Below are 20302 nucleotides of genomic sequence, written 5' to 3' on the forward strand. Positions count from 1 at the left end.
GGAGGGCCTCCGGGGCAGTCATGCATACCGCTCCCGCTGGCGCGCCTCCGGTCCGAAGCACGAGATTGCGTCTGCCCTGCCCCCGGTGGAACAAACTCCACTTTGCTGTGCAATCTGGAGCGAATCGTTCACTCGGGCGTTCAGGAAAGGGGCACGACGGCGGTGATGCACTTGCCGCCGGCGGGCAGGTCGGACACGCGGATGTCGCGGGAGAGCCGGCAGACGATGGGCCAGCCGTGGCCGCCGTGCCGAAGCCGTCCGTGCGGATCGGTGGGCGGCGCGGTCACCGGAAGTTCGTCGCTGCGGTCGCTCACCGAGAGCCGTACGCCGGGGCCGTCGATGTCGACCTGGAAGTCGGTGACTCCGCCGCCGTGCAGGATCGCGTTGGTCGTCAGCTCCGAGGCGACGAGCAGCGCGTCGGACAGGGCGTTCGCGTCACACGCGGTGTGGGTGGTGCGGCAGCGCTCGGCCACGGCACGCTCCACGGCCCGGCGTGCCTCGGCGGGTTTGCACGGCCGCGCCCGGTTCACACCGGGCGGCTCGAATACTGATTCGATCATGTGCTCCTCGCACATCCTTCAGCTCCCTGCTCGGTCAGGACATGAGCCGGGTCCGGCCGCGTACCGGGCCGCCCGCCCAGGCACGCCTCGGGCTCACGGACCCGCTGTTCGGTGTTTCCTTCCACCGCCCGCGACTTCGGGACGCGCACGCCGCGGGTCTCCTTAGTTCGGCTGACCTCTCCCCGCACCTGCAAACCTCGGTCCGCCCCGCTGCCGGAAAAAGAACCTGAAAAGACCCCTGGGAGACCCGGGACGGCCGTGAATCGGTGCCATCGCCACGCGTCCTCGGGGTACGCGGTGTGCATGACCGATGTGGTGGATTCCGACGAACTGCTGCGGCGCATCCAGCGCGCGAGGGCCTGTGCGGTGCGCGAGGAGCGGACGTGGCGGAGCAGGAGCGAGGAACTGGGTGCGACCGACCCGCAGGGGGCCCGGGACGCGACCGTGCGGCGGATGTCCTACGAGGCGGTGCTCACGGTGCTGGACGAGATCCTGACTCCGGGCAAACACGCCGCGGAGGGCTGACCAGGAGGGCCGGTGCCCGGCGGCGGGCCCGGGCGGATTGTGAGGGCACGTGCCGGGAACTCTGCGCGCATGACAGCCGAGCACACCCGAGCACCGGTCCTGGAAGCCCTGGACGCGTATCGCCGCAAGGGGCATCTGTCGTTCGCGCCGCCCGGGCACAAGCAGGCCCGCGGCGCCGACCCGGCGGTCCGGGAGGTCCTCGGTGACGCGGTCTTCCTCGGCGACGTGCTGGCCTCGGGCGGTCTGGACGACCGGCTCACCCGGGGGCGGGTGCTGCAACGTGCCCAGGAGCTGATGGCCGACGCGGTGCACGCCGAGCACACGTTCTTCAGCACGTGCGGCAGTTCCCTGTCGGTGAAGGCCGCGATGCTGTCCGTCGCCGGGCCGCACGAGAAGATGCTGATCGGGCGTGACGCTCACAAGTCGGTGGTGGCGGGGCTGATCATCTCCGGTGTCGAGCCGGTCTGGATCGAGCCGCGCTGGGACGCCGAGCGGCACTTGGCCCATCCCCCGTCCGCCGAGGACTTCGAGCGGGCCTTCGACGCCCACCCGGACGCGCGCGGTGCGCTGGTCACGAGCCCCACTCCGTACGGCGGCTGCGCGGATCTAAATCACCCACGGCGACGACCGGGAGACGACCGGGCAGTTGCTTCAGGCGCTGCGGGACCTCCCGCGGGCCGCGCGGGACCTGCCCCGGGCGCCGCGGGTGGAGGTGCCGTCGCCCGCGGAGCTGCGGATGGAACAGGCGGTGCTGCCCCGCGACGCGTTCTTCGGCCCGGCAAAGGACGTGCCGGTGGCGCGGGCGGCCGGGCAGGTCGCGGCGGAGATGATCACGCCGTATCCCCCCGGCATCCCGGCGGTCCTGCCGGGCGAGCGCCTCACCGAGCCGGTGCTGGCGTACCTGCGGACCGGACTGGCCGCGGGCATGCACCTGCCCGACCCCACGGACCCGGAGCTGGAGACGGTCCGGGTCCTCGCCGGGGCCGCGGAGTGAAGTGAAACGGGTCACGTGACCCGCTCTCGGGTGGGCGCACGCCTCATGGATGGTTTACCGTTCATTCATACGTGGTGACGGAGTCGACCCACTGTCCTTCGCGCACCACCGCTAACGGCCCTGGCTGGTCTCCCCCGTCCAGCCAGGGCTTTTTCATGCCCCGAGAAAGTTGTGCACGCCGAGGTGCCCGGGGCCCCGCGAGCGGCTGAAATGGGCGTAGGGAAAGCACCGGAAGTCGACCGCCCGGCGAGGAGCTCCGCGTCATGACCAAAGCGATCAAACTCCTGACCGCCCTGCCTCCGCCCCAGCGGCAGCGTCTGATGACGCTCGGCCGGGAGGTGTCCTTCCCCGAGGACGCCCGGATCTTCGAGGCGGGCGGTACGGCCGACCGTTTCTGGGTCATCCGCTCCGGCGCGGTCTCCCTGGACCAGCAGGTGAACTCCCTCCAGCGGGTGACCGTGGCCAGCCTCGGCGCGGGCGACCTGCTCGGCTGGTCCTGGCTGTTCCCGCCGTACACCTGGGACTTCGGCGCGGTGGCGTTCAGCCCCGTACGGGCCTACGAGTTCGACGCGAGGGCCGTGCTGGCACTGTGCGAGGAGGACCCGGAGCTCGGGCTGACGCTGGTGCGGAACGTCGCCGAGGTGCTCGCGCACCGGCTGGAGATGACCCGGGGCAAGCTGATGGAGCAGTACACCCTGCACCGGCGCGGCGCCCTGTGAGACGTCAAACGCGGTAGCGCCGCAGCGCCGGTACGGCGGCGGCCAGCGCCAGCATCACGGCGACGACCAGCAGCCCGCCGCCCGCGACGGCGCTGCGGGGGCCGAAGGCGGAGCCCGCGGTGCCGTGCAGCGTGTCGGCGAGGCGCGGGCCGCCCGCCACGACGACGGTGAAGACGCCCTGCATGCGCCCGCGCATCTCGTCGGTCGCGGCGGACAGCAGGATCGCCCCGCGGAAGACCATCGACACCATGTCGGCCACCCCGGCCACGGCGAGGAACGCCACACCCACCCACAGGTTGCCGCTCAGCCCGAAGCCCGTGATGGCCGCACCCCAGACGACCACCGACCCGATGACCATCCAGCCGTGCCGGCGGGCCCGCGAGAAGGTGCCGGAGAACAGTCCGCCGAGCACGGCGCCGATGGGGATCGCCGCGAACAGCAGACCCAGCGCCAGGCCCTCGCCGTACGGGGCGTAGGTCTGGGCGGCGAGCTGCGGGAACAGGGCCCGGGGCATGCCGAGGACCATGGCGATGATGTCGGCGAGGAAGGACAGCAGCAGCACGGTGTGCCCGGAGATGTAGCGGAAGCCGGCGGCGATCTCCTTCACACCCGCGCGGCGGACCGTCGTGCCGGCCAGGGGCGGCAGCGGCGGCAGCCGGTACACCGCCCACACCGTCACGCACAGGGCCAGCGCGTCGAGGAGGTACAGCTCGGGCAGTCCGACGACGGGGATGAGGGCACCGGCGAGCAGCGGGCCCGCCACCTGGCCCGTCTGCATCACGGTCGAGCCGAGGGCGCCCGCGGCGGGCAGTTCCTCCTCGGGGACCAGGCGGGCGATGGAGGCGCTGCGGGCCGGTGCGTTCAGGCCCCAGAAGGCCTGCTGCACGGCGAGCAGCACCATGAGCACGGTCACCGACTCCAGCCCGGTGAAGGCCTGGAGCCAGAAGAGCAGCGAGGTGACGGCGATGCCGCTGTTGGTGATCAGCAGTAGCTTGCGCCGGTCCATGCTGTCGGCGATCGCCCCGCCCCACAGCGCGAACACGATCAGCGGCACCAGGCCGGCCAGGCTCGCGGCGCCGACCCACGCCGAGGAGCCGGTGATGTCGTAGATCTGCTTGGGCACGGCGACGGCGGTGAGCTGGCTGCCGACGGCCGTGACGATGGTCGAGCCCCACAGCCGTCGGTAGGCGGGGCGGCGCAGGGGGCGGGTGTCCATGGCCCAGCGCCGCCGGCCGCGCCGCCGGGCGGCCTCCGGCGCCGGATCCTGCCCGTCCGTCGTGCTCTCGCTCGTGTCCACGCGCCGCTTCCTGGATGCTCGCTACACCTACCCGGCCGGGGATCACTATCGCACCAGCCGCCGGGCGCCCAGGAGCCGAGGTCTCAGCTCCCGGCGATGAGCACGGTGCCGAGCACGATCATGGTGGCGGCGACCAGGCCGTCCAGGACCCGCCAGGCGGCGGGCTTGGCGAGGAAACGGCCGAGCATCCGGGCGCCGAAGCCGAGAGCGGCGAACCAGCACAGGCTGGCCAGCACGGCGCCGAGGCCGAACGTCCAGCGCAGCGGGCCGTGGTCGGCGGCGACGGAGCCGAGCAGGAACACGGTGTCGAGGTAGACGTGCGGGTTGAGCCAGGTCAGCGCCAGGCAGGTGAGCACGGCCCGGCGGCGCGATCCGGCCGCATCCCCGTCCGTCCGCAGCGCGCCGCCGTCCGGCCGCAACACCCGCCGGGCTGCCAGGGCGCCGTAGCACAGCAGGAACGCGCCGCCGATCCAGCCGATCACCGTCAGCGCGCCCGGCCAGGCCACCACCACCGCGCCGACCCCGCCGACCCCGAGCGTGATGAGGGCGGCGTCGGACAGGGCGCAGATGCCGACGACGGCGAGGACGGCGTCGCGGCGGATCCCCTGGCGCAGGACGAAGGCGTTCTGGGCGCCGATGGCGACGATGAGGGACAGGCCGGTGCCGAATCCTGCGGCTGCGGCGGTGAAGGTGCTGGTCATGGCCGTGACGCTACGGACCGGCCCGTCCCAGGTACAGCTAAAGATTCTTACGTATCATTAGCGTTTGTGATGACACGTGTTCGCTGATCTGCCTCTGGACCAGGTGCGGACCCTGCTCGCGGTCGTGGACGAGGGGACGTTCGACGCGGCGGCGGCCGCGCTGCATGTGACGCCGTCGGCGATCAGCCAGCGGGTGAAGGCGCTGGAGCAGCGCACGGGGCGGGTGCTGCTGCTGCGGACCAAGCCGGTGCGGCCGACCGAGTCGGGCGAGGTGCTGGTGCGGCTGGCCCGGCAGGTGGCGCGGCTGGAGCGCGACGCGTACGCGGAGCTCGGGCTGAGCGGCGCCGGGGAGCCGACCCGGGTGTCGGTGGCGGTGAACGCGGACTCGCTGGCCACCTGGTTCCTCCGGGTGCTCACGCGCGTCCCGGAGGAGCTGCGGCTCTACTTCGAACTGCGCCGCGAGGACGAGGACCACACGGCGGCGCTGCTGCGGGAGGGGGTGGTGATGGCGGCGGTGACCTCGTCGCCGGATCCCGTGCCGGGCTGTTCCGTCCGGTCGCTGGGGCGGATGCGCTACCTCCCCGTGGCCGCGCCGGACTTCGCCGCGCGCCACCTCGACGGACCGCTGGAACAGGTGCTCCTCGACGTGCCCGTGGTGGCCTTCGACCGCCGGGACGACTTCCAGGACGGCTTCGTGCGCCGGCTCACCCGGGGGCGGAGCAGCGCGAGCGCGTTGCGGCACTACGTACCGACCTCGGAGGGTTTCGTCGAGGCCGTGGCCGCCGGGCTGGGCTGGGGCCTGGTCCCCGAGGCCCAGGCGGACCCGCTGCTGCGCACCGGGCGGCTGGTCGGGTTCGCCCCGGGCCGGACGGTGGACGTGCCGCTGTACTGGCAGCAGTGGAAGCTCGACTCGCCCGCGCTGGCGCAGGTGGCTCAGACGGTGACGGCGACCGCCGGGGAGGCACTGCGGGCGTGACGCCCTGATCCCGGACGCCGTCCGGCCGGGCCGCCGCGCTGTCCGGCAGCAAGCCCCCGCCCGTCGTCCAGGAGGCCGGCCGGGGCTGGTTCACCACCGAACTCATCAGCCCGGCGCGCCCGTTTCCCGGTGAGCGGTGGCCGGGGCTGCGCTGTTTCACCACGCATCGACAGGTCACCCGAAAAGGAGTAAGCATCCGAAAGGCACGTTTCTACTGCGATCGCAGGTGACTTCGATGGACAACTGGCGAGACCACGCTGCCTGCCGGCACGAGGACCCGGAGCTCTTCTTCCCGATCGGCACCTCCGGTCCGGCCCTGCTGCAGACGGAACAGGCCAAGGCGGTGTGCCGGCGCTGCCCCGTCCAGGAGCAGTGCCTGCAGTGGGCGCTGGACACGGGGCAGTCCATCGGTGTGTGGGGCGGGACCAGCGAGACCGAACGGCGTGCGCTGAAGCGCCGCGCGGCGGCCCGGCGCCGCTCCGGCTGACGCCTTCGCCTCACCCACTCCCCCTGGGGGATTCAGCTGCGACGCAGCGGCCCCCAGGGGTTCTCCTGCCGGGACACCTCCGCCTTCGCCTCGTCGATCACCTGCTGGTCGATCCAGCACATCGGCCGGGCGTCGGTGACCAGCGGTTCGTTGTCGGGGCCGCGGGAGGTTTCCTTGCCCGCGAGCACCCAGGCCCGTACCCCGGGCCCCTTCTCGTGCGGCAGATGGGCGTAGTCGTGCAGGCGACGGGCCACCCACACCCGGACGGGCCGGTCCTCCCACCAGTCCTCCACGTCGAGCTGGTTGGCGGACAGGCCCGGCATGGACACGCCCGTCAGATCGTCGGTGCTGGACACGTCGCGGAGATCGGTAGCAGGGCCGCGCGACCAGCGGACGTACAGGCCCTGGTGCCGTTCGACCAGCTCGGTGAGCTCGGCGAGTGTGCGCACGACCGGCAGGTCGTCCGATCCGCTCATCGCGTGACCTCCTCCCTCGACGCCGTCAGGCGGACGGAGTACCCGGTCGGCGCGAGCGGAATCGGCCGTCGGGCGCGGCCGGGTGCCGGGACCCGGCCGGGGTTACGCTCGCGGCACACCCGTCCGTCGCAGAAGGGGCCGAGCATGAGCGTTCGCGTACGCCGCGTCTACGATCCGCCCGAGCCGGAGGACGGGGTGCGGGTTCTGGTCGACCGGCTGTGGCCGCGGGGGCTGGCGAAGGACGCGGCGCGGGTGGACGAGTGGCCGAAGGCGATCACTCCGTCGACTCAGCTGCGCCGCTGGTACCACGCGGGCGAGGGCTCGTACGAGGAGTTCGCCGGGCGGTACGAGGCGGAGCTCGCCGGCGACGAGGCGGCCGAACCCCTCGACCACGTCCGTGACCTGGCCCGCAAGGGCGATGTGACGCTGCTGACCGCGTCGAAGGCGCCGGAACAGAGCCATGCCACGGTGCTGGCCCGCCTCCTCGAAAGCTGACTTCGAAGCCGACTCGAAGCCGACTCGAAGGCCGACGAGGCGGGCCTGCGCCCCGTCAGGCGGTCTGCTTCGCCGCCGCCCGGCCGGCCGCCCGCCCCGAGAAGAGGCAGCCGCCGAGGAAGGTGCCCTCCAGCGCGTTGTAGCCGTGGACACCGCCGCCGCCGAACCCGGCGACCTCCCCGGCCGCGTACAGCCCCTCCACCGGCTTGCCGTCGGTCCCGAGGGCGCGGGAGTCGAGGTCGGTCTGGATGCCGCCGAGCGTCTTGCGGGTGAGGATGTGCAGCTTGACGCCGATGAGGGGGCCGGCCGCGGGGTCGAGGATGCGGTGGGGGGTGGCGACCCGGCCGAGGCGGTCGCCGATGTAGCGGCGGGCGTTGCGGATGCCCTGCACCTGGGCGTCCTTGGCGTAGGGGTTGGCGATCTGGAGGTCGCGGGCCTCGATCTGGCGCTTGATCCCGGCCGCGTCGAGGAGCGGCTTGTCGGTGAGTTCGTTCATCTTCGCGACGAGTTGTTCGACGCTGGCCGCGGTCACGAAGTCGGCGCCCTTGCGCAGGAACGCGTCGACCGGCCCGGGCGCGCCCTTGCCGAGGATGCGTTCCTTCAGGAACCCGGCGCGGTCCTTGGCGGTGATGTCGGGGTTCTGCTCGGAGCCCGACAGGGCGAACTCCTTCTCGATGATCTTCTGCGTGAGGATGAACCAGGAGTGGTCGTACCCGGCGATGTCCTCGGTGGTGCGCAGGTGCTTCAGGGTGCCGAGGGTGTCGTAGCCGGGCAGGTAGGGCCCGGGCAGGCGGCGGCCGAGGGCGTCGAACCACATCGAGGACGGTCCGGGCAGGATGCGGATGCCGTGGCCGGGCCAGATCGGGTCCCAGTTCTGCAGGCCCTCGGTGTAGTGCCACATGCGGTCCCGGTTGACCAGCCGTACGCCCGCCTCGGCGCTGATGTCGAGCATCCGGCCGTCGACGTAGGCAGGTACGCCGGTGACCATCTCCCGCGGCGGGGTGCCGAGGCGCTCGGGCCAGTAGCGGCGGACGATGTCGTGGTTGGCACCGATGCCGCCGCTGGTGACGACGACGGCCTGGGCGGTGAGTTCGAACTCGCCGATGGTGTCGCGGTTGGAGGCGACGCCGCGGGGTGCGGTGTCCTCGGCCAGGACCGTGCCGCGCACGCCCCGGGCGCTGCCGTCCTCGACGACCAGTTCGTCGACGCGGTGGCGGTGGTGGAAGGTGAGCAGGCCGTCGCGCGCGGCCTGCTTGGCGTAGCGGACGAAGGGTTCCACCACGCCGGTGCCGGTGCCCCAGGCGATGTGGAAGCGGGGCACGGTGTTGCCGTGTCCGTGCGCCGTGAGGTTGCCGCGCTCGGCCCAGCCGACCGTGGGCAGGAACTTGATGCCGTGCCCGTCGAGCCAGGACCGCTTCTCCCCCGCGGCGAACTCGACGTAGGCGCGCGCCCAGCGCACGGCCCAGGAGTCCTCGTCCTCCAGCCGGTCGAAGCCCGCGCTGCCCCGCCAGTCGCTCCAGGCCAGGTCGAAGGAGTCCTTGATGCCCAGCCGCCGCTGCTCCGGCGAGTCGACGAGGAACAGCCCGCCGAAGGACCAGAAGGCCTGCCCGCCGAGGTTGGCGGCGTTCTCCTGGTCGACGAGGGCGACCCTCCTGCCCCTGCTGGTCAGTTCGTGGGCCGCGACCAGGCCGGCGAGGCCCGCTCCGACGACGATGACGTCGGCATCCATGGCGACGTTCCCTTCTTCAGTTCTGCCTGTGTTCGAGGGTGCCGCTGCCGTCGGTCAGCAGGGCCGTGAGCAGTTGCTTCAGCCAGGCGCGGGCGCGGGCGACGTCCCGGTCCAGCAGCACCTGGGTGGTGACACCGTCGTAGGCCGCGACCACGGCGTGGGCGGCGCCGTCCGTGTCGCCCAGCACGGCGGGCAGTGCGGTGTGCCCGCGGGCGCGGGCGAGCCGGTCGGCGATCGCCCGCCGCAGCCGCGCCCGGTGCTCCAGCAGGCTGCGCGCCACGTCCGGGTCGCGGGCGGCGTGCACCAGGAAGTCCGTCTTCACGAGGAGCCAGTCCCGGTCGAGGAGCAGCACGTCGGTGACCCGGTCCACGGCGGCCGGCACGTCGAGCCCGGGCCCGTCGAGCGCGAGCGCCCCGGACACCTGCTCCGCGATCAGGTCGGCCCGCTCGCGGTAGAGGGCGAAGAACAGCTCGTCGAGGCTGGAGAAGTTGGAGTAGAAGGCGCCCCTGCTGTAGCCGGCGGCCTCGCAGACCTCCTCGATCGAGACGTGCCCGAAGCCCTTGGCCGCGAACACGGAGAACGCCGCGTCCAGGAGGTTGGCACGGGTGCGGACCCGGCGCCTGGTCACGCGCCCGGTCGTTCTCTCCACGGCCATGCCCGCCCTCCTTTCGATACATGACTGTATTCGATACACAGATGTATCGAAAGCCTCAGGCTTCTGGTTCTTATGGAACAAGTTTTCGATTACACGGTACGCTGGATCCATGCACCTCCAGGGCTCCCTCTTCGACCAGACCGACGAGCTGCGGCTCGGGCCTCTCGACGGGATCAGCCGTACCCACCTCGGTTTCGGCGCCTGGCTCGACGTCCTGCCCGGGTGGCTCAGCGGTTCCGACGCGCTGTTCGAACAGCTGGCCGCCGAGGTGCCGTGGCGGGCGGAGCGGCGCACGATGTACGACCACGTCGTAGACGTCCCCCGGCTGCTCGCCTTCTACGGCGCCGAGGACCCGCTGCCGCACCCGGTCCTGACCGAGGCGCGCGACGCGCTGAGCGCCCACTACGGCGAGGAGCTGGGCGAGCCGTTCACCACGGCCGGGCTGTGCTACTACCGCGACGGCCGGGACAGCGTGGCCTGGCACGGCGACCGGATCGGGCGCGGGGCGCGCGAGGACACGATGGTCGCCATCGTGTCGGTGGGAGCGCCCAGGGACCTGCTGCTGCGCCCGATGCGGGGCGGTCGCGACACGGTGCGCCGGCCGCTGGGCCACGGCGACCTGATCGTGATGGGCGGCTCCTGCCAGCGCACCTGGGAGCACTCCGTTCCCAAGAGCACGCGCGCGACGGAGCCGCGCATCAGCATCCAGTTCCGCCCGCACGGCGTGCACTGAGCCCGAACGACCATGCCCCGCGGGTCCGTTGATGCGGGCCCGGCCGTTCCACCTGCCGTGGGGTCTGCTTTCCTTCTCTCGTCGGGCCGGGACCACACCGACGCGGGGCACCATGCGGGCAGACGTACACCAAGTCGCGGACGGCACCTACCTGGTGAACGGCTCGAACACCAACTGGGTGATCCTCGCGGAGGGGGACGCCGTCACGCTGGTCGACACCGGCTACCCCGGCGACCGGGAGCGGCTCCTCGCCTCGCTCGCGCAGGTGGGAAGCTCCCCGGAGGCGGTCGCGGCGGTGCTGATCACGCACGCGCACAACGACCACCTGGGTTCCGCCGAGTACCTGCGCGCCGCGTACGGCACGCCCGTGTACCTGCACGAGGCCGAAGTCCCGCACGCGCGGCGGGAGTTCCTGCACCAGGTGTCCGTCGGGACGGTGCTGAGGAACAGCTGGCGGCCGGGTGTGCTGCCGTGGGTGGTGCACGCGCTGCGCTCCGGCGGCACGATGCACAACCCGGTCACGGCCCCCGAGCCGTTCCCGGAGACGGGCGCCCTGGACCTGCCCGGGCGGCCGGTGCCGGTGCACACGCCGGGCCACACCGACGGGCACTGCGCCTACCACCTGCCGGGCACCGGCGTGCTCGTCTCCGGCGACGCCCTGGTCAGCGGGCACGCCACCTCGCGGAGCTGGAGGGCGAGCTGCTGCTGCCCGGGCACGGTCCGGTCCACCGCGGTTCGTTGAAGGACGCCGCATACCGGGCCCGGGAGCGCGCCCTCTAATCTGAGGTGACGATCAGCGGCGAGACAAGGACACCCGGCTCATGGCACTGCAGATCAGCGCGACCAACCCGGAGCATCCCGCGCTCTTGCTGGAGCTGCCCTGGGACCTGCCCCTGGAGGAGTGGCCGGAGGAGTACCTGGTGCCGCTGCCGCGCGGTATCTCCCGGCACGTGGTGCGCTACTCCCGGGCCGGCGACGAGGTGATCGCCGTCAAGGAGCTGGCCGAGCGGCCCGCGCTGCGCGAGTACGAGCTGCTGCGCGACCTGGACCGGATCGGCATCCCGGCAGTGGACGCGCTGGCGGTGGTCACCGGCCGTACCGACGCGGACGGCGCCCCGCTGGAGAGCGTGCTGATCACCCGGCACCTCGGCGGCTCGATGCCGTACCGCTCCATGTTCGAGACGACCATGCGGCCGGCCACCATGCACCGGCTGATGGACGCGCTCGCCGTGCTGCTCGTGCGGCTGCACCTGGCCGGGTTCGCCTGGGGCGACTGCTCGCTGTCCAACACCCTCTTCCGGCGCGACGCCGGCGCCTACGCCGCGTATCTGGTGGACGCCGAGACCGGTGACCTGCATCCGCAGCTCAGCTCCGGGCAGCGCGAGTACGACCTGGACCTCGCCCGCGTGAACATCAGCGGGGAGTTGCTGGACCTGGAGGCGTCCGGGGCGCTGCACCCGTCCGTGGACCCGGTCGAGTTCGGCACGGAGATCTGCGCCCGCTACCGCGGCCTGTGGGACGAACTGACCCGCACCTCCGTCTACCCGGCCGGCAAGTACCACTACATAGAACGCCGGATCCGCCGTCTGAACGACCTCGGTTTCGACGTCGCCGAGATGCAGATCGAGCACGCCTCGAACGGCGACACGGTCACCTTCGTGCCCAAGGTCGTCGACGCGGGCCACCACCAGCGCCAGCTGCTGCGCCTGACCGGGCTGGACACCGAGGAGAACCAGGCCCGGCGGCTGCTGAACGACCTGGAGAGCTGGATGGCGACCCAGGACGACTACGCCCCCGGCGACCCCCTGGGCGCCCGCCCGGAGGTACTGGCCCACCGCTGGGTACGGGAGGTGTTCCGGCCGACCGTGCGGGCCGTGCCGCCCGAACTGCGCGGTTCCATGGACCCGGCGGAGATCTACCACCAGCTCCTCGAACACCGCTGGTACCTGTCCGAGCGGGCCCAGCACGACATCGGCATCGAGACGGCGGTCGAGGACTACATCAACAACATCCTCCCCAAGGCCCGCAAGACGCTTCAGCCGACGGCGGACTGAGACGCAGCCTCCCTCACGTGTGGGGGACCACGGCCACCGGACAGTCCGCGTGGTGCAGCACGCCGTGCGCCACCGAGCCGATCCGGGCGCCGACGGCCGTCCGGTGGGCGCGCCGGCCGACGACCATCAGCTGGGCCGTCCCGGCCACCGACAGCAGCACCTGGCCGGCGCTGCCCATCTCGACGTGCTCCTCAACCGGCACGTCGGGGAAGCGCTCCCGCCACGGCCGGATCGCGCCGGCCAGCGCCTTCTTCTCGTACGGCTCCAGTCCCCCGGCCTCGTCGAGGAGCTTCAGCGAGCCGGGGCTGTAGGCGAACACGGGCGGCAGGGTCCAGGCCCGTACGACCCGTACGGTCGCCCCACGCGCGGCCGCCGTCTCGAACGCGAACCGCAGCGCGTCGGCGCTGTCCTGCGGGTCGCCCTGCTGGCCCACGACGATCTCCCGCCCGGCGGCCTCCGGCGAGGGCTGGTCACCGGCCCGGACGAGCACGACGGGCCGAGCGGAGTCGGCGATGACCTGCTGGCCGACCGAGCCCAGCAGGAAGCCGACGATCGGTCCGTGCCCGCGCGAGCCGAGCACCAGCAGCTCGGCGTCGGCAGCGGCGGCGACCAGGGTGTCGACGACCGCGCCCTCCACGACGTCGGTGGTCACCTCCAGGTCCGGGTGCCGTTCGGTGACTGTCCCGACGGCCTCGGTCACCGCGCCGTGCACCCACTCCGCCTGGCTGTCCGCGTCCCCGGCGATCCCCGCTTCGAGCGCCTCCTGCGGCTGGAACCGCCAGGCGTGCACCACGCGCAGCGGCCGGGCGCGCCGCACCGCCTCGCGGGCCGCCCAGCCGAGGGCCGCGAGGCTCTCCTGCGATCCGTCGACCCCTGCGGTGATCGGGCGTGTCATCCGGCTGCCTCCTTGTGTAACGGTCACTGAGTGCTGCTCAGTCTTCACTACCCTGTCCGCATGTCCTTGGAGTGGCAGCAGTTGATGGTGGACGCGGCCGATCCGGCGGCTCTGGGCCGCTGGTGGGCCGAGGCGCTGGGCTGGGCGGTGGTGAACGACGACCCCGACGAGTACGAGATCCGGCCCGCTCCGGACCGGCTGCCCGGGCTGCTCTTCGTGGCCGTGCCGGAGCGCAAGGTGGTCAAGAACCGCCTGCACCTCGACTTCCGGCCCGACGACCAGGAGGCCGAGGTGGCGCGCCTGCTCGCGCTCGGCGCGCGGCACGCCGACGTCGGGCAGGGCGAGCAGTCGTGGGTGACGCTCGCCGACCCGGAGGGCAACGAGTTCTGCGTGCTGGGGGCCCGCCGGAACTGATCTCCGTATCGGAGCGCGCCACGGCGATCGAACATACGATGGGCGAAGGTCGGCGCGGTGCCCGGGGGCGCCGCGCCGTGAGTCGACCGCCCGGTGTGGGGGACGTATGGCACAGGCCGCCGATGCGGCGCGGACCGTCATCATGACCGTGGACGACGACCCCGGGGTCTCCCGGGCCGTGGCCCGGGATCTGAGGCGGCGGTACGGCGCGTCGTACCGGATCGTGCGCGCGGAGTCCGGCGAGTCCGCGCTCGACGCGCTGCGGGAGCTGAAGCTGCGCGGCGATCTCGTGGCCGTGATCCTGGCCGACTACCGGATGCCGCAGATGAACGGCATCGAGTTCCTCGAACAGGCCCTGGACGTCTACCCGGGTGCGCGGCGGGTGCTGCTGACGGCGTACGCGGACACGAACGCGGCGATCGACGCGATCAACGTCGTCGACCTCGACCACTACCTGCTCAAGCCGTGGGACCCGCCCGAGGAGAAGCTCTACCCGGTCCTGGACGATCTGCTCCAGGCGTGGCGGGCCGGCGACCACCGGCCCGTGCCCAGCACGAAGGTCGTCGGGCACCGCTGGTCGGCGCGATCCTCGGACGTGCGGGAGTTCCTGGCCCGCAATCAGGTGCCGTACCGCTGGTACTCGTCCGACGAACCGGAGGGCCGGCGGCTGCTGGCCGCGGCCGGTGAGGACGGGATGCGGCTGCCGGTGGTGATCACACCGGACGGGACACCGCTGGTCGAGCCGGAGGCCGTCGACCTCGCCGCCCGGGTCGGGCTGGCGACGACCCCGACGGCCGACTTCTACGACCTGGTCGTGATCGGCGGCGGTCCCGCCGGGCTCGGCGCGGCCGTCTACGGCGCCTCCGAGGGGCTGCGGACGGTGCTCGTGGAGCGGTCGGCGACCGGCGGGCAGGCCGGGCAGAGCTCACGCATCGAGAACTACCTGGGCTTCCCCGACGGCGTGTCGGGAGCCCAGCTCACCGACCGGGCGCGGCGGCAGGCGGCGAAGTTCGGCGCCGAGATCCTCACCGCGCGCGAGGTGACGGCGCTGGAGGTCAACGGCGCCGCCCGGATCGTACGGTTCTCGGACGGCTCGGCGGTCGCCGCGCACAGCGTGATCCTGGCGACCGGCGTGTCCTACCGGCAGTTGGCGGCGCCCGGCTGCGAGGACCTGACCGGGTGCGGGGTGTTCTACGGGTCGGCCCTGACGGAGGCCCCCTCCTGCCAGGGCCAGGACGTGTACATCGTCGGCGGCGCCAACTCCGCCGGGCAGGCGGCGATGTACCTGTCGCGGGGCGCCAAGTCGGTGACGCTGCTGGTGCGCGGCGAGTCGCTGGCGGCGTCGATGTCGCACTACCTCATCCAGCAGATCGAGGAGTCCCCGAACATCCAGGTGCGCGCCCGCACGGTCGTCGAGGAAGCGCACGGCGACGGTCGCCTGGAGCGGCTGACGCTGCGGGACGTGGGCACCGGCGAGACCGAGCAGGTCGACGCGCAGTGGGTGTTCGTGTTCATCGGCGCGGCCCCGCGGACCGACTGGCTCGACGGCACGGTGCTGCGGGACGAGCGCGGGTTCATCCTCACCGGGCCCGACCTGACGCCCGACGGCCGCCCGCCGGAGGGCTGGGAGCTGGACCGGCCGCCGTACCACCTGGAGACGAATGTGCCGGGCGTGTTCGTGGCGGGCGACGCCCGCTCCGAGTCCGCCAAGCGGGTCGCGTCCGCCGTCGGAGAGGGAGCCATGGCCGTGATGCTCGTCCACCGGTATCTGGAGCAGTCGTGAGCGGGCAGCCCATGCCGTGCGCCCCGCAGGAGATCGGCTCCCTGTTCCTGTTCGAGAAGCTGACCCCCGAACAGCTGGGACGGCTGTGCGCCGAGGGGCGCGTGGAGCAGTTCGAGCCCGGCCCCGTGTACACCGAGGGCGAACCCGCCACCTGCTTCTACGTGATGCTCGAGGGCACGGTCGTGCTGTACCGCCGGGTCGGCGGCGACGACGTGGAGGTGACCCGGACCTCCCAGCGCGGGGTGTACGCGGGGTCCATGCAGGCCTATCTGGGCGACCGGGTGCGGCAGGTCTACAACAACTCCATGCGCGTCACCGAGCCGACGCGGTTCTTCGTGCTGCCCGCCGACACGTTCGCGGGCATCATGCAGGAGTGGTTCCCGATGGCGGTGCATCTGCTGGAGGGGCTCTTCTTCGGTTCGAAGAACACCCAGCGGGCCATCGGGCAGCGCGAACGGCTGCTGGCGCTCGGCTCGTTGTCCGCCGGTCTCACCCACGAGCTCAACAACCCCGCGGCGGCGGCCGTACGGGCGACCGCGACGCTGCGGGAGCGGGTGGGCAAGATGCGGCACAAGCTGGCGGTCATCGCGCAGGGTTCGTACTCCCCCGAGGTCATGGCGAACCTCATCGGCCTCCAGGAACGCACCGCGGAGCGCGTCGCCAAGGCCCCCACGCTGAGTCCGCTGGAGGCCTCCGACCGGGAGGACGCGCTCACCGACTGGCTCGACGACCACGGCATCGCGGACGGCTGGCGGATCGCGCCCGCCTTCGTCCAGGCCGGTCTCGACGAGGACTGGCTGGACCAGGTGGCGGCGGCGGTGGACGAGGAGCTCCTGCAAAGCGCGATCGGGTGGCTCAACTACACCGTCGAGACCGAGCTGTTGATGGACGAGATCAACGACTCGACCACGCGCATCTCGCATCTCGTCGACGCGGCCAAGCAGTACTCCCAGCTCGACCGGGCACCCTTCCGACACGCCGATGTGCACGAACTCCTCGACAGCACCCTGCTGATGCTGTCGGGCAAGATCGGCCGGCAGATCAAGGTCGTCAAGGACTACGACCGGACGCTGCCGAGGATCCCGGCGTACCCGGCGGAGCTCAACCAGGTGTGGACGAACCTGATCGACAACGCGGTCTCGGCGATGCACAGCGCGGGCGGGGAAGGGACGCTGACCGTACGGACGGCCCGGGACCACGACCGGCTGCTGGTGGAGTTCCGGGACACGGGCGTCGGTATCCCGGCGCAGGACCGGGGGCGGATCTTCGATCCGTTCTTCACGACGAAGCCGGTGGGTGAGGGGACCGGGCTCGGGCTCGACATCTCCTGGCGGATCGTGGTCAACAAGCATCACGGGAGCATTCAGGTGGAGTCGGAGCCGGGGGACACACGGTTCCAGGTGCTGCTTCCGCTGACAGCGGTCGAGGAGGAGTCGGCATGAGTGGTGGGAACGGGATCGACCCGAGTGTGCCGCCGAGTGGGAGCGGGTGTGCGGAGTGCGAGGCGGCCGGGGGGTGGTGGTTCCACCTTCGGCGGTGCGCGCAGTGCGGGCACGTGGGGTGTTGTGACAGTTCGCCGGCGAAGCATGCGACGGGGCATTTCCGGGCCAGTGGGCATCCCTTGGCGCAGAGCTTCGAGCCGGGTGAGGGGTGGTACTGGGACTACTCGACGAACGAGTTGTACGAGTCGGGGCCCGAGTTGGCGCCGCCGGTGAGTCATCCTGCGGATCTCGTCGTTTCGTGGCGGCTGCGGGTTGCTTGTGGTTGATCGCGCCCACGCGGCGGAGCCGCATAAAGTCACAGCCCCGCGCCCCTGAAAAAGAAGGTTGGTCCTGTGCCGCAGGCTTCATCTGTCACGCCGGTTGTCGGGAGGGATGCCGAACTCACGCGGCTGTCCGGGGTGCTGGAGCGTGCGCGCGGCGGAGAGGCCCGGGCCGTGCTCGTCGCCGGGGACGCCGGGGTGGGCAAGACCCGGCTGCTGGACGAGGCCGGCGGGCTGGCCGCTGACGCCAAAATGGCCGTGGTCACCGGGCACTGCGTGGATCTCGGTGACGTCGGTCTGCCCTATCTGCCCTTCACCGAGATCCTGGGCGTGCTCGCCGCCGACGAGCGGTTCGCTTCCGCTCTGGCCGCCCATCCCGTGGTCGAGCGGCTGCTGGGGGCCGGGACCGATTCCGCGCGGGACGTCGACGGACGGTTGCGGCTGTTCGAGGGGATGGCGGGGCTGCTGGCCGAGGTGGCGGATGTCGCGCCGCTGCTGCTCGTGCTGGAGGATCTGCACTGGGCGGACCAGTCGTCGCGGGATCTGCTGCGGTTTCTGCTCGGCCGGGGTGTTCTGCGGCGCCGGCTCGCGGTGTTCGCCTCGTACCGGGCGGACGACCTGCACCGTCGCCACCCGCTGCGGCCGCTGCTGGCGGAGCTGATACGGCTGCCCGCCGTGGAGCGGCTGGAGCTGCGGCCGCTGGGCGATTCCGATGTGGCCCGGCTGGTGCGGCAGCTCGAACGGCGTCCGCTGGCGGAGGCCACGGTACGGCGGATCGTGGAGCGGGCCGAGGGGAACGCCTTCTACGCGGAGGAGTTGCTCGCGGCGACGGACACGGAGTCCGGTGGAGTGCCCAGCGGACTCGCCGATGTGCTGCTGATCCGCTTCGAGCAGTTGTCCGACACCGCGCAGCAGGTGCTGCGGACCGCCGCCGTAGCCGGGCGCCGGGTGGAGCACGAGCTGCTGCGGGAGGCGGTCGGGCTTCCCGAGGAGGAGCTGGAGTCGGCGCTGCGGGAGGCGGTGGGGCGGCAGTTGCTCGTCGCCGGGGACGACGACACGTACTCCTTCCGGCACGCCCTCGCCCGGGAGGCCGTCTACGCCGATCTGCTCCCCGGGGAGCGGGCGAGGCTGCACGGCGCGTTCGCCCGGCTGCTCGCCGGGCGGGGCCGGGCCGCAAAGAGCGCTGCCGAGCGTGCCCACCACTACCGGGAGAGCCACGACCTCGCCGAGGCGCTGGCCGCCTCCCTGGAGGCCGCCGACCACGCCCAGCGGGTGGGTGCGCCGGCCGAGGAGCAGCGGCATCTGGAAGCGGCTCTCGACCTGTGGCCGGCGGTGGGTGCCCAGGCGCGGCCCTGCGGCGTCGGGGTCGACCGTGTGACCCTGACGTTGCGGGCCTCGGCGGCGGCCGTGCACGCCGGGGAGCTGCACCGGGCGGTCTCCCTCACGCGGTCCGCGTTGGCGGAGCTCGGCCAGGACGCCGACTCCGAACTCGCCGCCCGGGTCCGCTACACCCTCGCCGGGAACCTGCTGAGCGTGGACAGCCTGACGTCGGCGTTCGCCTACAGCAGCGAGGCCCTGGCGATGATCCCCGAGGACCCTCCGTCGCGTACGTGGCTGTGGGCGGCGGCCACGCATGCCATGGCCGCACGCCACGTCGGGGAGAACGAGACCGCGCTGCGGGTCGTCCGGCGGGCCCTGGGCGTGGCCGAGGAACTGGGAGCTACCGACGCCCAGGCGGACTTGCTGATCTCCCTGGCCGTCTTCGACGGAGCTGGACGGCGCGGTCCCGAGGGCCGTGAGCGGCTGCTGCGGGCCCGGGAGCTGGCGCGGAGTTCGGGCAACGCGGCCGTGGAGCTGCGTGCCCTGTTCAACCTGGCCATGGGCTCCTACGAGTCCGGTGCGCTGGCGGAGTGCGTGCCCTGGCTGACGGAGGGCCTGGACCGGGCCCGGCGCGCCGGGCTGCTGTCGTCCCCGTATCCGCTGGAGATGCGGTACCTGCGGTTGCAGGTGCTGCACGTGCTGGGCCGTTGGGACGAGTGTGTGCGGGCGGCGCCGGCCGATGCCGAGGTACTGCCGGCCGCCGGCGGGTACACGGTCGGTCCCGCGCTGTATGTCGCCCTGGCACGGGGCGACATGGCGGCCGCCGACCGGGCGCGTGCCCTGCTGGAGGGACCCTTCGACTGGATGGCCACCCTGGTCGCGGGCATCGTGCTCACCGACGCCGCGGCGCTGCGCCGTGATCCCGAGGACGCGGTGCGGTGGACGCGGTCCACGGTCGCGGCCCTCACCGACGAGGTGGGCACCCGCCCGGACGTCACGGTCCGGCTCGCCGCCCTGGCGTTGTCCGCGGTGGCCGACGCCGCCGCCGAGCTGCGGCCGGCCGGCGACGGGGCCGGGGCCCGCCGATGGACGGACATCGCGGCCGAACTGGTGGAGCTGGCGCGGGCCACCGCCACCCACAGCGAGGACGGCGCTCCCCAGGGCCCCGAAGGACAGGCGTGGCTGGCCCGTGCCGAGGCGGAGTGGATCCGGGCCGTCTCGGGGCCGGACGCCGAGGCCTGGTCGGAGGCGGTGACGGCGTTCGGCTACGGCGACGTCTACGAGCGGGCGCGCTGCCGCCTGCGGTACGCCGAGGCCCTGGTGGCGGCCGGGCGTCGTGAGGAGGCGGCGGCCGAGGCGCGCGAGGTCCGGGAGACCGCCGACCGTCTCGGCGCCACGCCGCTGCGGGACCAGGTGGACGCCCTGGTCCGGCGCGGACGCCTGGCGGACACGCCGGAGACCGACGAGCGCGCCGGTGTGCTCACCGCACGCGAGCAGGAGGTGCTGCGGCTGCTCGCGCTCGGCCGCAGCAACCGGCAGATCGGCGAGGAGCTGTTCATCACCGGCAAGACGGCGAGCGTCCACGTCTCCAACATCCTCGCCAAGCTGGGCGCGTCGAGCCGTGGTGAGGCGGTGGCGATCGCCTACCGGGAGGGTCTGATCACCCCGGAGCCGTCGGCGTCCGGCTGACCGGCCGGCTGCAGGGCGGGCCGGGCGAACCTGCCGCC

The 20302-nt window shown here is 72.5% G+C and carries 19 protein-coding genes and 2 pseudogenes; 14 read left to right on the forward strand and 7 right to left on the reverse strand.

Translation table 11 applies throughout. From position 1 onward, the window contains the following. Nucleotides 1-140: 140 nt before the first annotated feature. Nucleotides 141-575 (reverse strand): ATP-binding protein, encoded by a 435-nt coding sequence (locus ACIBNA_RS40710; protein ID WP_399170352.1) that lies wholly within the window; start codon nt 573-575, stop codon nt 141-143. Nucleotides 576-863: 288 nt separating this feature from the next. Here ACIBNA_RS40710 and ACIBNA_RS40715 point away from each other — a divergent pair, with 288 nt between their 5' ends. From ACIBNA_RS40715 to ACIBNA_RS40725, 3 genes and pseudogenes are all read left to right on the forward strand, one after another. After that, nucleotides 864-1085 (forward strand): hypothetical protein, encoded by a 222-nt coding sequence (locus tag ACIBNA_RS40715; RefSeq protein ID WP_399170353.1) that lies wholly within the window; start codon nt 864-866, stop codon nt 1083-1085. Nucleotides 1086-1154: 69 nt separating this feature from the next. Beyond that, nucleotides 1155-2079, forward strand: a pseudogene (locus ACIBNA_RS40720) (hypothetical protein). A gap of 263 nt (nt 2080-2342) precedes the next feature. Further along, nucleotides 2343-2798, forward strand: a complete 456-nt coding sequence (locus ACIBNA_RS40725) for a cyclic nucleotide-binding domain-containing protein (protein ID WP_399170354.1) — start codon at nt 2343-2345, stop codon at nt 2796-2798. 4 nt (nt 2799-2802) lie between these two features. On the opposite strand, the gene ACIBNA_RS40730 is transcribed toward ACIBNA_RS40725, so the two are convergent. After that, complete coding sequence (locus ACIBNA_RS40730) at nt 2803-4095, reverse strand: MFS transporter (protein ID WP_399170355.1); 1293 nt, start codon at nt 4093-4095, stop codon at nt 2803-2805. A gap of 83 nt (nt 4096-4178) precedes the next feature. Next, entirely contained in the window at nt 4179-4796 is a 618-nt protein-coding gene (locus ACIBNA_RS40735) for a LysE/ArgO family amino acid transporter (RefSeq protein WP_399170356.1), read from the reverse strand. A gap of 76 nt (nt 4797-4872) precedes the next feature. Between ACIBNA_RS40735 and ACIBNA_RS40740 the strand changes: the two genes are divergently transcribed. Both ACIBNA_RS40740 and ACIBNA_RS40745 read left to right on the forward strand, forming a co-directional pair. Continuing rightward, nucleotides 4873-5772, forward strand: a complete 900-nt coding sequence (locus tag ACIBNA_RS40740; RefSeq protein ID WP_399170357.1) for a LysR family transcriptional regulator ArgP — start codon at nt 4873-4875, stop codon at nt 5770-5772. A gap of 235 nt (nt 5773-6007) precedes the next feature. After that, nucleotides 6008-6259, forward strand: a complete 252-nt coding sequence (locus ACIBNA_RS40745; RefSeq protein ID WP_010033226.1) for a WhiB family transcriptional regulator — start codon at nt 6008-6010, stop codon at nt 6257-6259. A gap of 32 nt (nt 6260-6291) precedes the next feature. Here the strand turns inward: ACIBNA_RS40745 and ACIBNA_RS40750 are convergent, their stop codons facing one another. After that, the gene (locus ACIBNA_RS40750) at nt 6292-6735 is read right to left on the reverse strand and encodes a DUF6098 family protein (protein WP_399170359.1); all 444 of its coding nucleotides are present in this window, start codon (nt 6733-6735) and stop codon (nt 6292-6294) included. A gap of 144 nt (nt 6736-6879) precedes the next feature. Here ACIBNA_RS40750 and ACIBNA_RS40755 point away from each other — a divergent pair, with 144 nt between their 5' ends. Further along, on the forward strand, nt 6880-7230 hold the full coding sequence (locus ACIBNA_RS40755; protein WP_399170361.1) for a DUF488 domain-containing protein: 351 nt from the start codon (nt 6880-6882) through the stop codon (nt 7228-7230). Between the two features lie 55 nt (nt 7231-7285). On the opposite strand, the gene ACIBNA_RS40760 is transcribed toward ACIBNA_RS40755, so the two are convergent. Continuing rightward, nucleotides 7286-8959, reverse strand: a complete 1674-nt coding sequence (locus ACIBNA_RS40760) for an FAD-binding dehydrogenase (RefSeq protein ID WP_399170362.1) — start codon at nt 8957-8959, stop codon at nt 7286-7288. Between the two features lie 16 nt (nt 8960-8975). Continuing rightward, a complete protein-coding gene (locus tag ACIBNA_RS40765; RefSeq protein WP_399170365.1) occupies nt 8976-9614 on the reverse strand; it encodes a TetR/AcrR family transcriptional regulator in 639 nt (212 codons plus the stop codon). 109 nt (nt 9615-9723) lie between these two features. Here ACIBNA_RS40765 and ACIBNA_RS40770 point away from each other — a divergent pair, with 109 nt between their 5' ends. The 3 genes and pseudogenes from ACIBNA_RS40770 to ACIBNA_RS40780 all read left to right on the forward strand — a co-directional run bounded on the left by ACIBNA_RS40770 (nt 9724) and on the right by ACIBNA_RS40780 (nt 12401). Continuing rightward, complete coding sequence (locus tag ACIBNA_RS40770; RefSeq protein ID WP_399170366.1) at nt 9724-10347, forward strand: alpha-ketoglutarate-dependent dioxygenase AlkB family protein; 624 nt, start codon at nt 9724-9726, stop codon at nt 10345-10347. Nucleotides 10348-10459: 112 nt separating this feature from the next. Then, nucleotides 10460-11127: pseudogene (locus tag ACIBNA_RS40775) on the forward strand (MBL fold metallo-hydrolase). A 41-nt stretch (nt 11128-11168) separates the two neighbouring features. Next, nucleotides 11169-12401: a DUF4032 domain-containing protein gene (locus tag ACIBNA_RS40780; protein ID WP_399170367.1), complete on the forward strand. Its 1233-nt coding sequence runs from the start codon at nt 11169-11171 to the stop codon at nt 12399-12401. A 13-nt stretch (nt 12402-12414) separates the two neighbouring features. Here ACIBNA_RS40780 and ACIBNA_RS40785 read toward each other — a convergent pair whose 3' ends face one another. Continuing rightward, on the reverse strand, nt 12415-13296 hold the full coding sequence (locus ACIBNA_RS40785; RefSeq protein ID WP_399170368.1) for a universal stress protein: 882 nt from the start codon (nt 13294-13296) through the stop codon (nt 12415-12417). A 60-nt stretch (nt 13297-13356) separates the two neighbouring features. Between ACIBNA_RS40785 and ACIBNA_RS40790 the strand changes: the two genes are divergently transcribed. The 5 genes from ACIBNA_RS40790 to ACIBNA_RS40810 all read left to right on the forward strand — a co-directional run bounded on the left by ACIBNA_RS40790 (nt 13357) and on the right by ACIBNA_RS40810 (nt 20264). Next, nucleotides 13357-13710: a VOC family protein gene (locus tag ACIBNA_RS40790; RefSeq protein WP_399170369.1), complete on the forward strand. Its 354-nt coding sequence runs from the start codon at nt 13357-13359 to the stop codon at nt 13708-13710. A gap of 106 nt (nt 13711-13816) precedes the next feature. Further along, entirely contained in the window at nt 13817-15493 is a 1677-nt protein-coding gene (locus ACIBNA_RS40795; RefSeq protein ID WP_399170370.1) for an FAD-dependent oxidoreductase, read from the forward strand. 11 nt (nt 15494-15504) lie between these two features. Beyond that, complete coding sequence (locus ACIBNA_RS40800; RefSeq protein ID WP_399170384.1) at nt 15505-16935, forward strand: ATP-binding protein; 1431 nt, start codon at nt 15505-15507, stop codon at nt 16933-16935. After that, entirely contained in the window at nt 16932-17261 is a 330-nt protein-coding gene (locus ACIBNA_RS40805) for a UBP-type zinc finger domain-containing protein (protein WP_399170371.1), read from the forward strand. Before ACIBNA_RS40800 ends, ACIBNA_RS40805 begins: the two co-directional genes overlap by 4 nt. A gap of 66 nt (nt 17262-17327) precedes the next feature. Then, the gene (locus ACIBNA_RS40810; protein ID WP_399170372.1) at nt 17328-20264 is read left to right on the forward strand and encodes an AAA family ATPase; all 2937 of its coding nucleotides are present in this window, start codon (nt 17328-17330) and stop codon (nt 20262-20264) included. Nucleotides 20265-20302 lie beyond the last annotated feature (38 nt).

The organism is Streptomyces sp. NPDC050164, from assembly GCF_044459945.1.
GTDB classification, from domain to species: Bacteria; Actinomycetota; Actinomycetes; order Streptomycetales; family Streptomycetaceae; genus Streptomyces; species Streptomyces coeruleorubidus_A.

Excerpts from the sequence above, each read along its gene's own strand:
- ACIBNA_RS40715 (WP_399170353.1), top strand. The coding sequence starts at position 864 with ATGACCGATGTGGTGGATTCCGACGAACTGCTGCGGCGCATCCAGCGC.
- ACIBNA_RS40725 (WP_399170354.1), top strand. The coding sequence starts at position 2,343 with ATGACCAAAGCGATCAAACTCCTGACCGCCCTGCCTCCGCCCCAGCGG.
- ACIBNA_RS40755 (WP_399170361.1), top strand. The coding sequence starts at position 6,880 with ATGAGCGTTCGCGTACGCCGCGTCTACGATCCGCCCGAGCCGGAGGAC.
- ACIBNA_RS40790 (WP_399170369.1), top strand. The coding sequence starts at position 13,357 with ATGTCCTTGGAGTGGCAGCAGTTGATGGTGGACGCGGCCGATCCGGCG.
- ACIBNA_RS40800 (WP_399170384.1), top strand. The coding sequence starts at position 15,505 with ATGCCGTGCGCCCCGCAGGAGATCGGCTCCCTGTTCCTGTTCGAGAAG.
- ACIBNA_RS40780 (WP_399170367.1), top strand. The coding sequence starts at position 11,169 with ATGGCACTGCAGATCAGCGCGACCAACCCGGAGCATCCCGCGCTCTTG.
- ACIBNA_RS40745 (WP_010033226.1), top strand. The coding sequence starts at position 6,008 with ATGGACAACTGGCGAGACCACGCTGCCTGCCGGCACGAGGACCCGGAG.
- ACIBNA_RS40770 (WP_399170366.1), top strand. The coding sequence starts at position 9,724 with ATGCACCTCCAGGGCTCCCTCTTCGACCAGACCGACGAGCTGCGGCTC.
- ACIBNA_RS40795 (WP_399170370.1), top strand. The coding sequence starts at position 13,817 with ATGGCACAGGCCGCCGATGCGGCGCGGACCGTCATCATGACCGTGGAC.
- ACIBNA_RS40750 (WP_399170359.1), bottom strand. The coding sequence starts at position 6,735 with ATGAGCGGATCGGACGACCTGCCGGTCGTGCGCACACTCGCCGAGCTC.
- ACIBNA_RS40805 (WP_399170371.1), top strand. The coding sequence starts at position 16,932 with ATGAGTGGTGGGAACGGGATCGACCCGAGTGTGCCGCCGAGTGGGAGC.
- ACIBNA_RS40765 (WP_399170365.1), bottom strand. The coding sequence starts at position 9,614 with ATGGCCGTGGAGAGAACGACCGGGCGCGTGACCAGGCGCCGGGTCCGC.
- ACIBNA_RS40735 (WP_399170356.1), bottom strand. The coding sequence starts at position 4,796 with ATGACCAGCACCTTCACCGCCGCAGCCGCAGGATTCGGCACCGGCCTG.
- ACIBNA_RS40710 (WP_399170352.1), bottom strand. The coding sequence starts at position 575 with ATGTGCGAGGAGCACATGATCGAATCAGTATTCGAGCCGCCCGGTGTG.
- ACIBNA_RS40785 (WP_399170368.1), bottom strand. The coding sequence starts at position 13,296 with ATGACACGCCCGATCACCGCAGGGGTCGACGGATCGCAGGAGAGCCTC.
- ACIBNA_RS40760 (WP_399170362.1), bottom strand. The coding sequence starts at position 8,959 with ATGGATGCCGACGTCATCGTCGTCGGAGCGGGCCTCGCCGGCCTGGTC.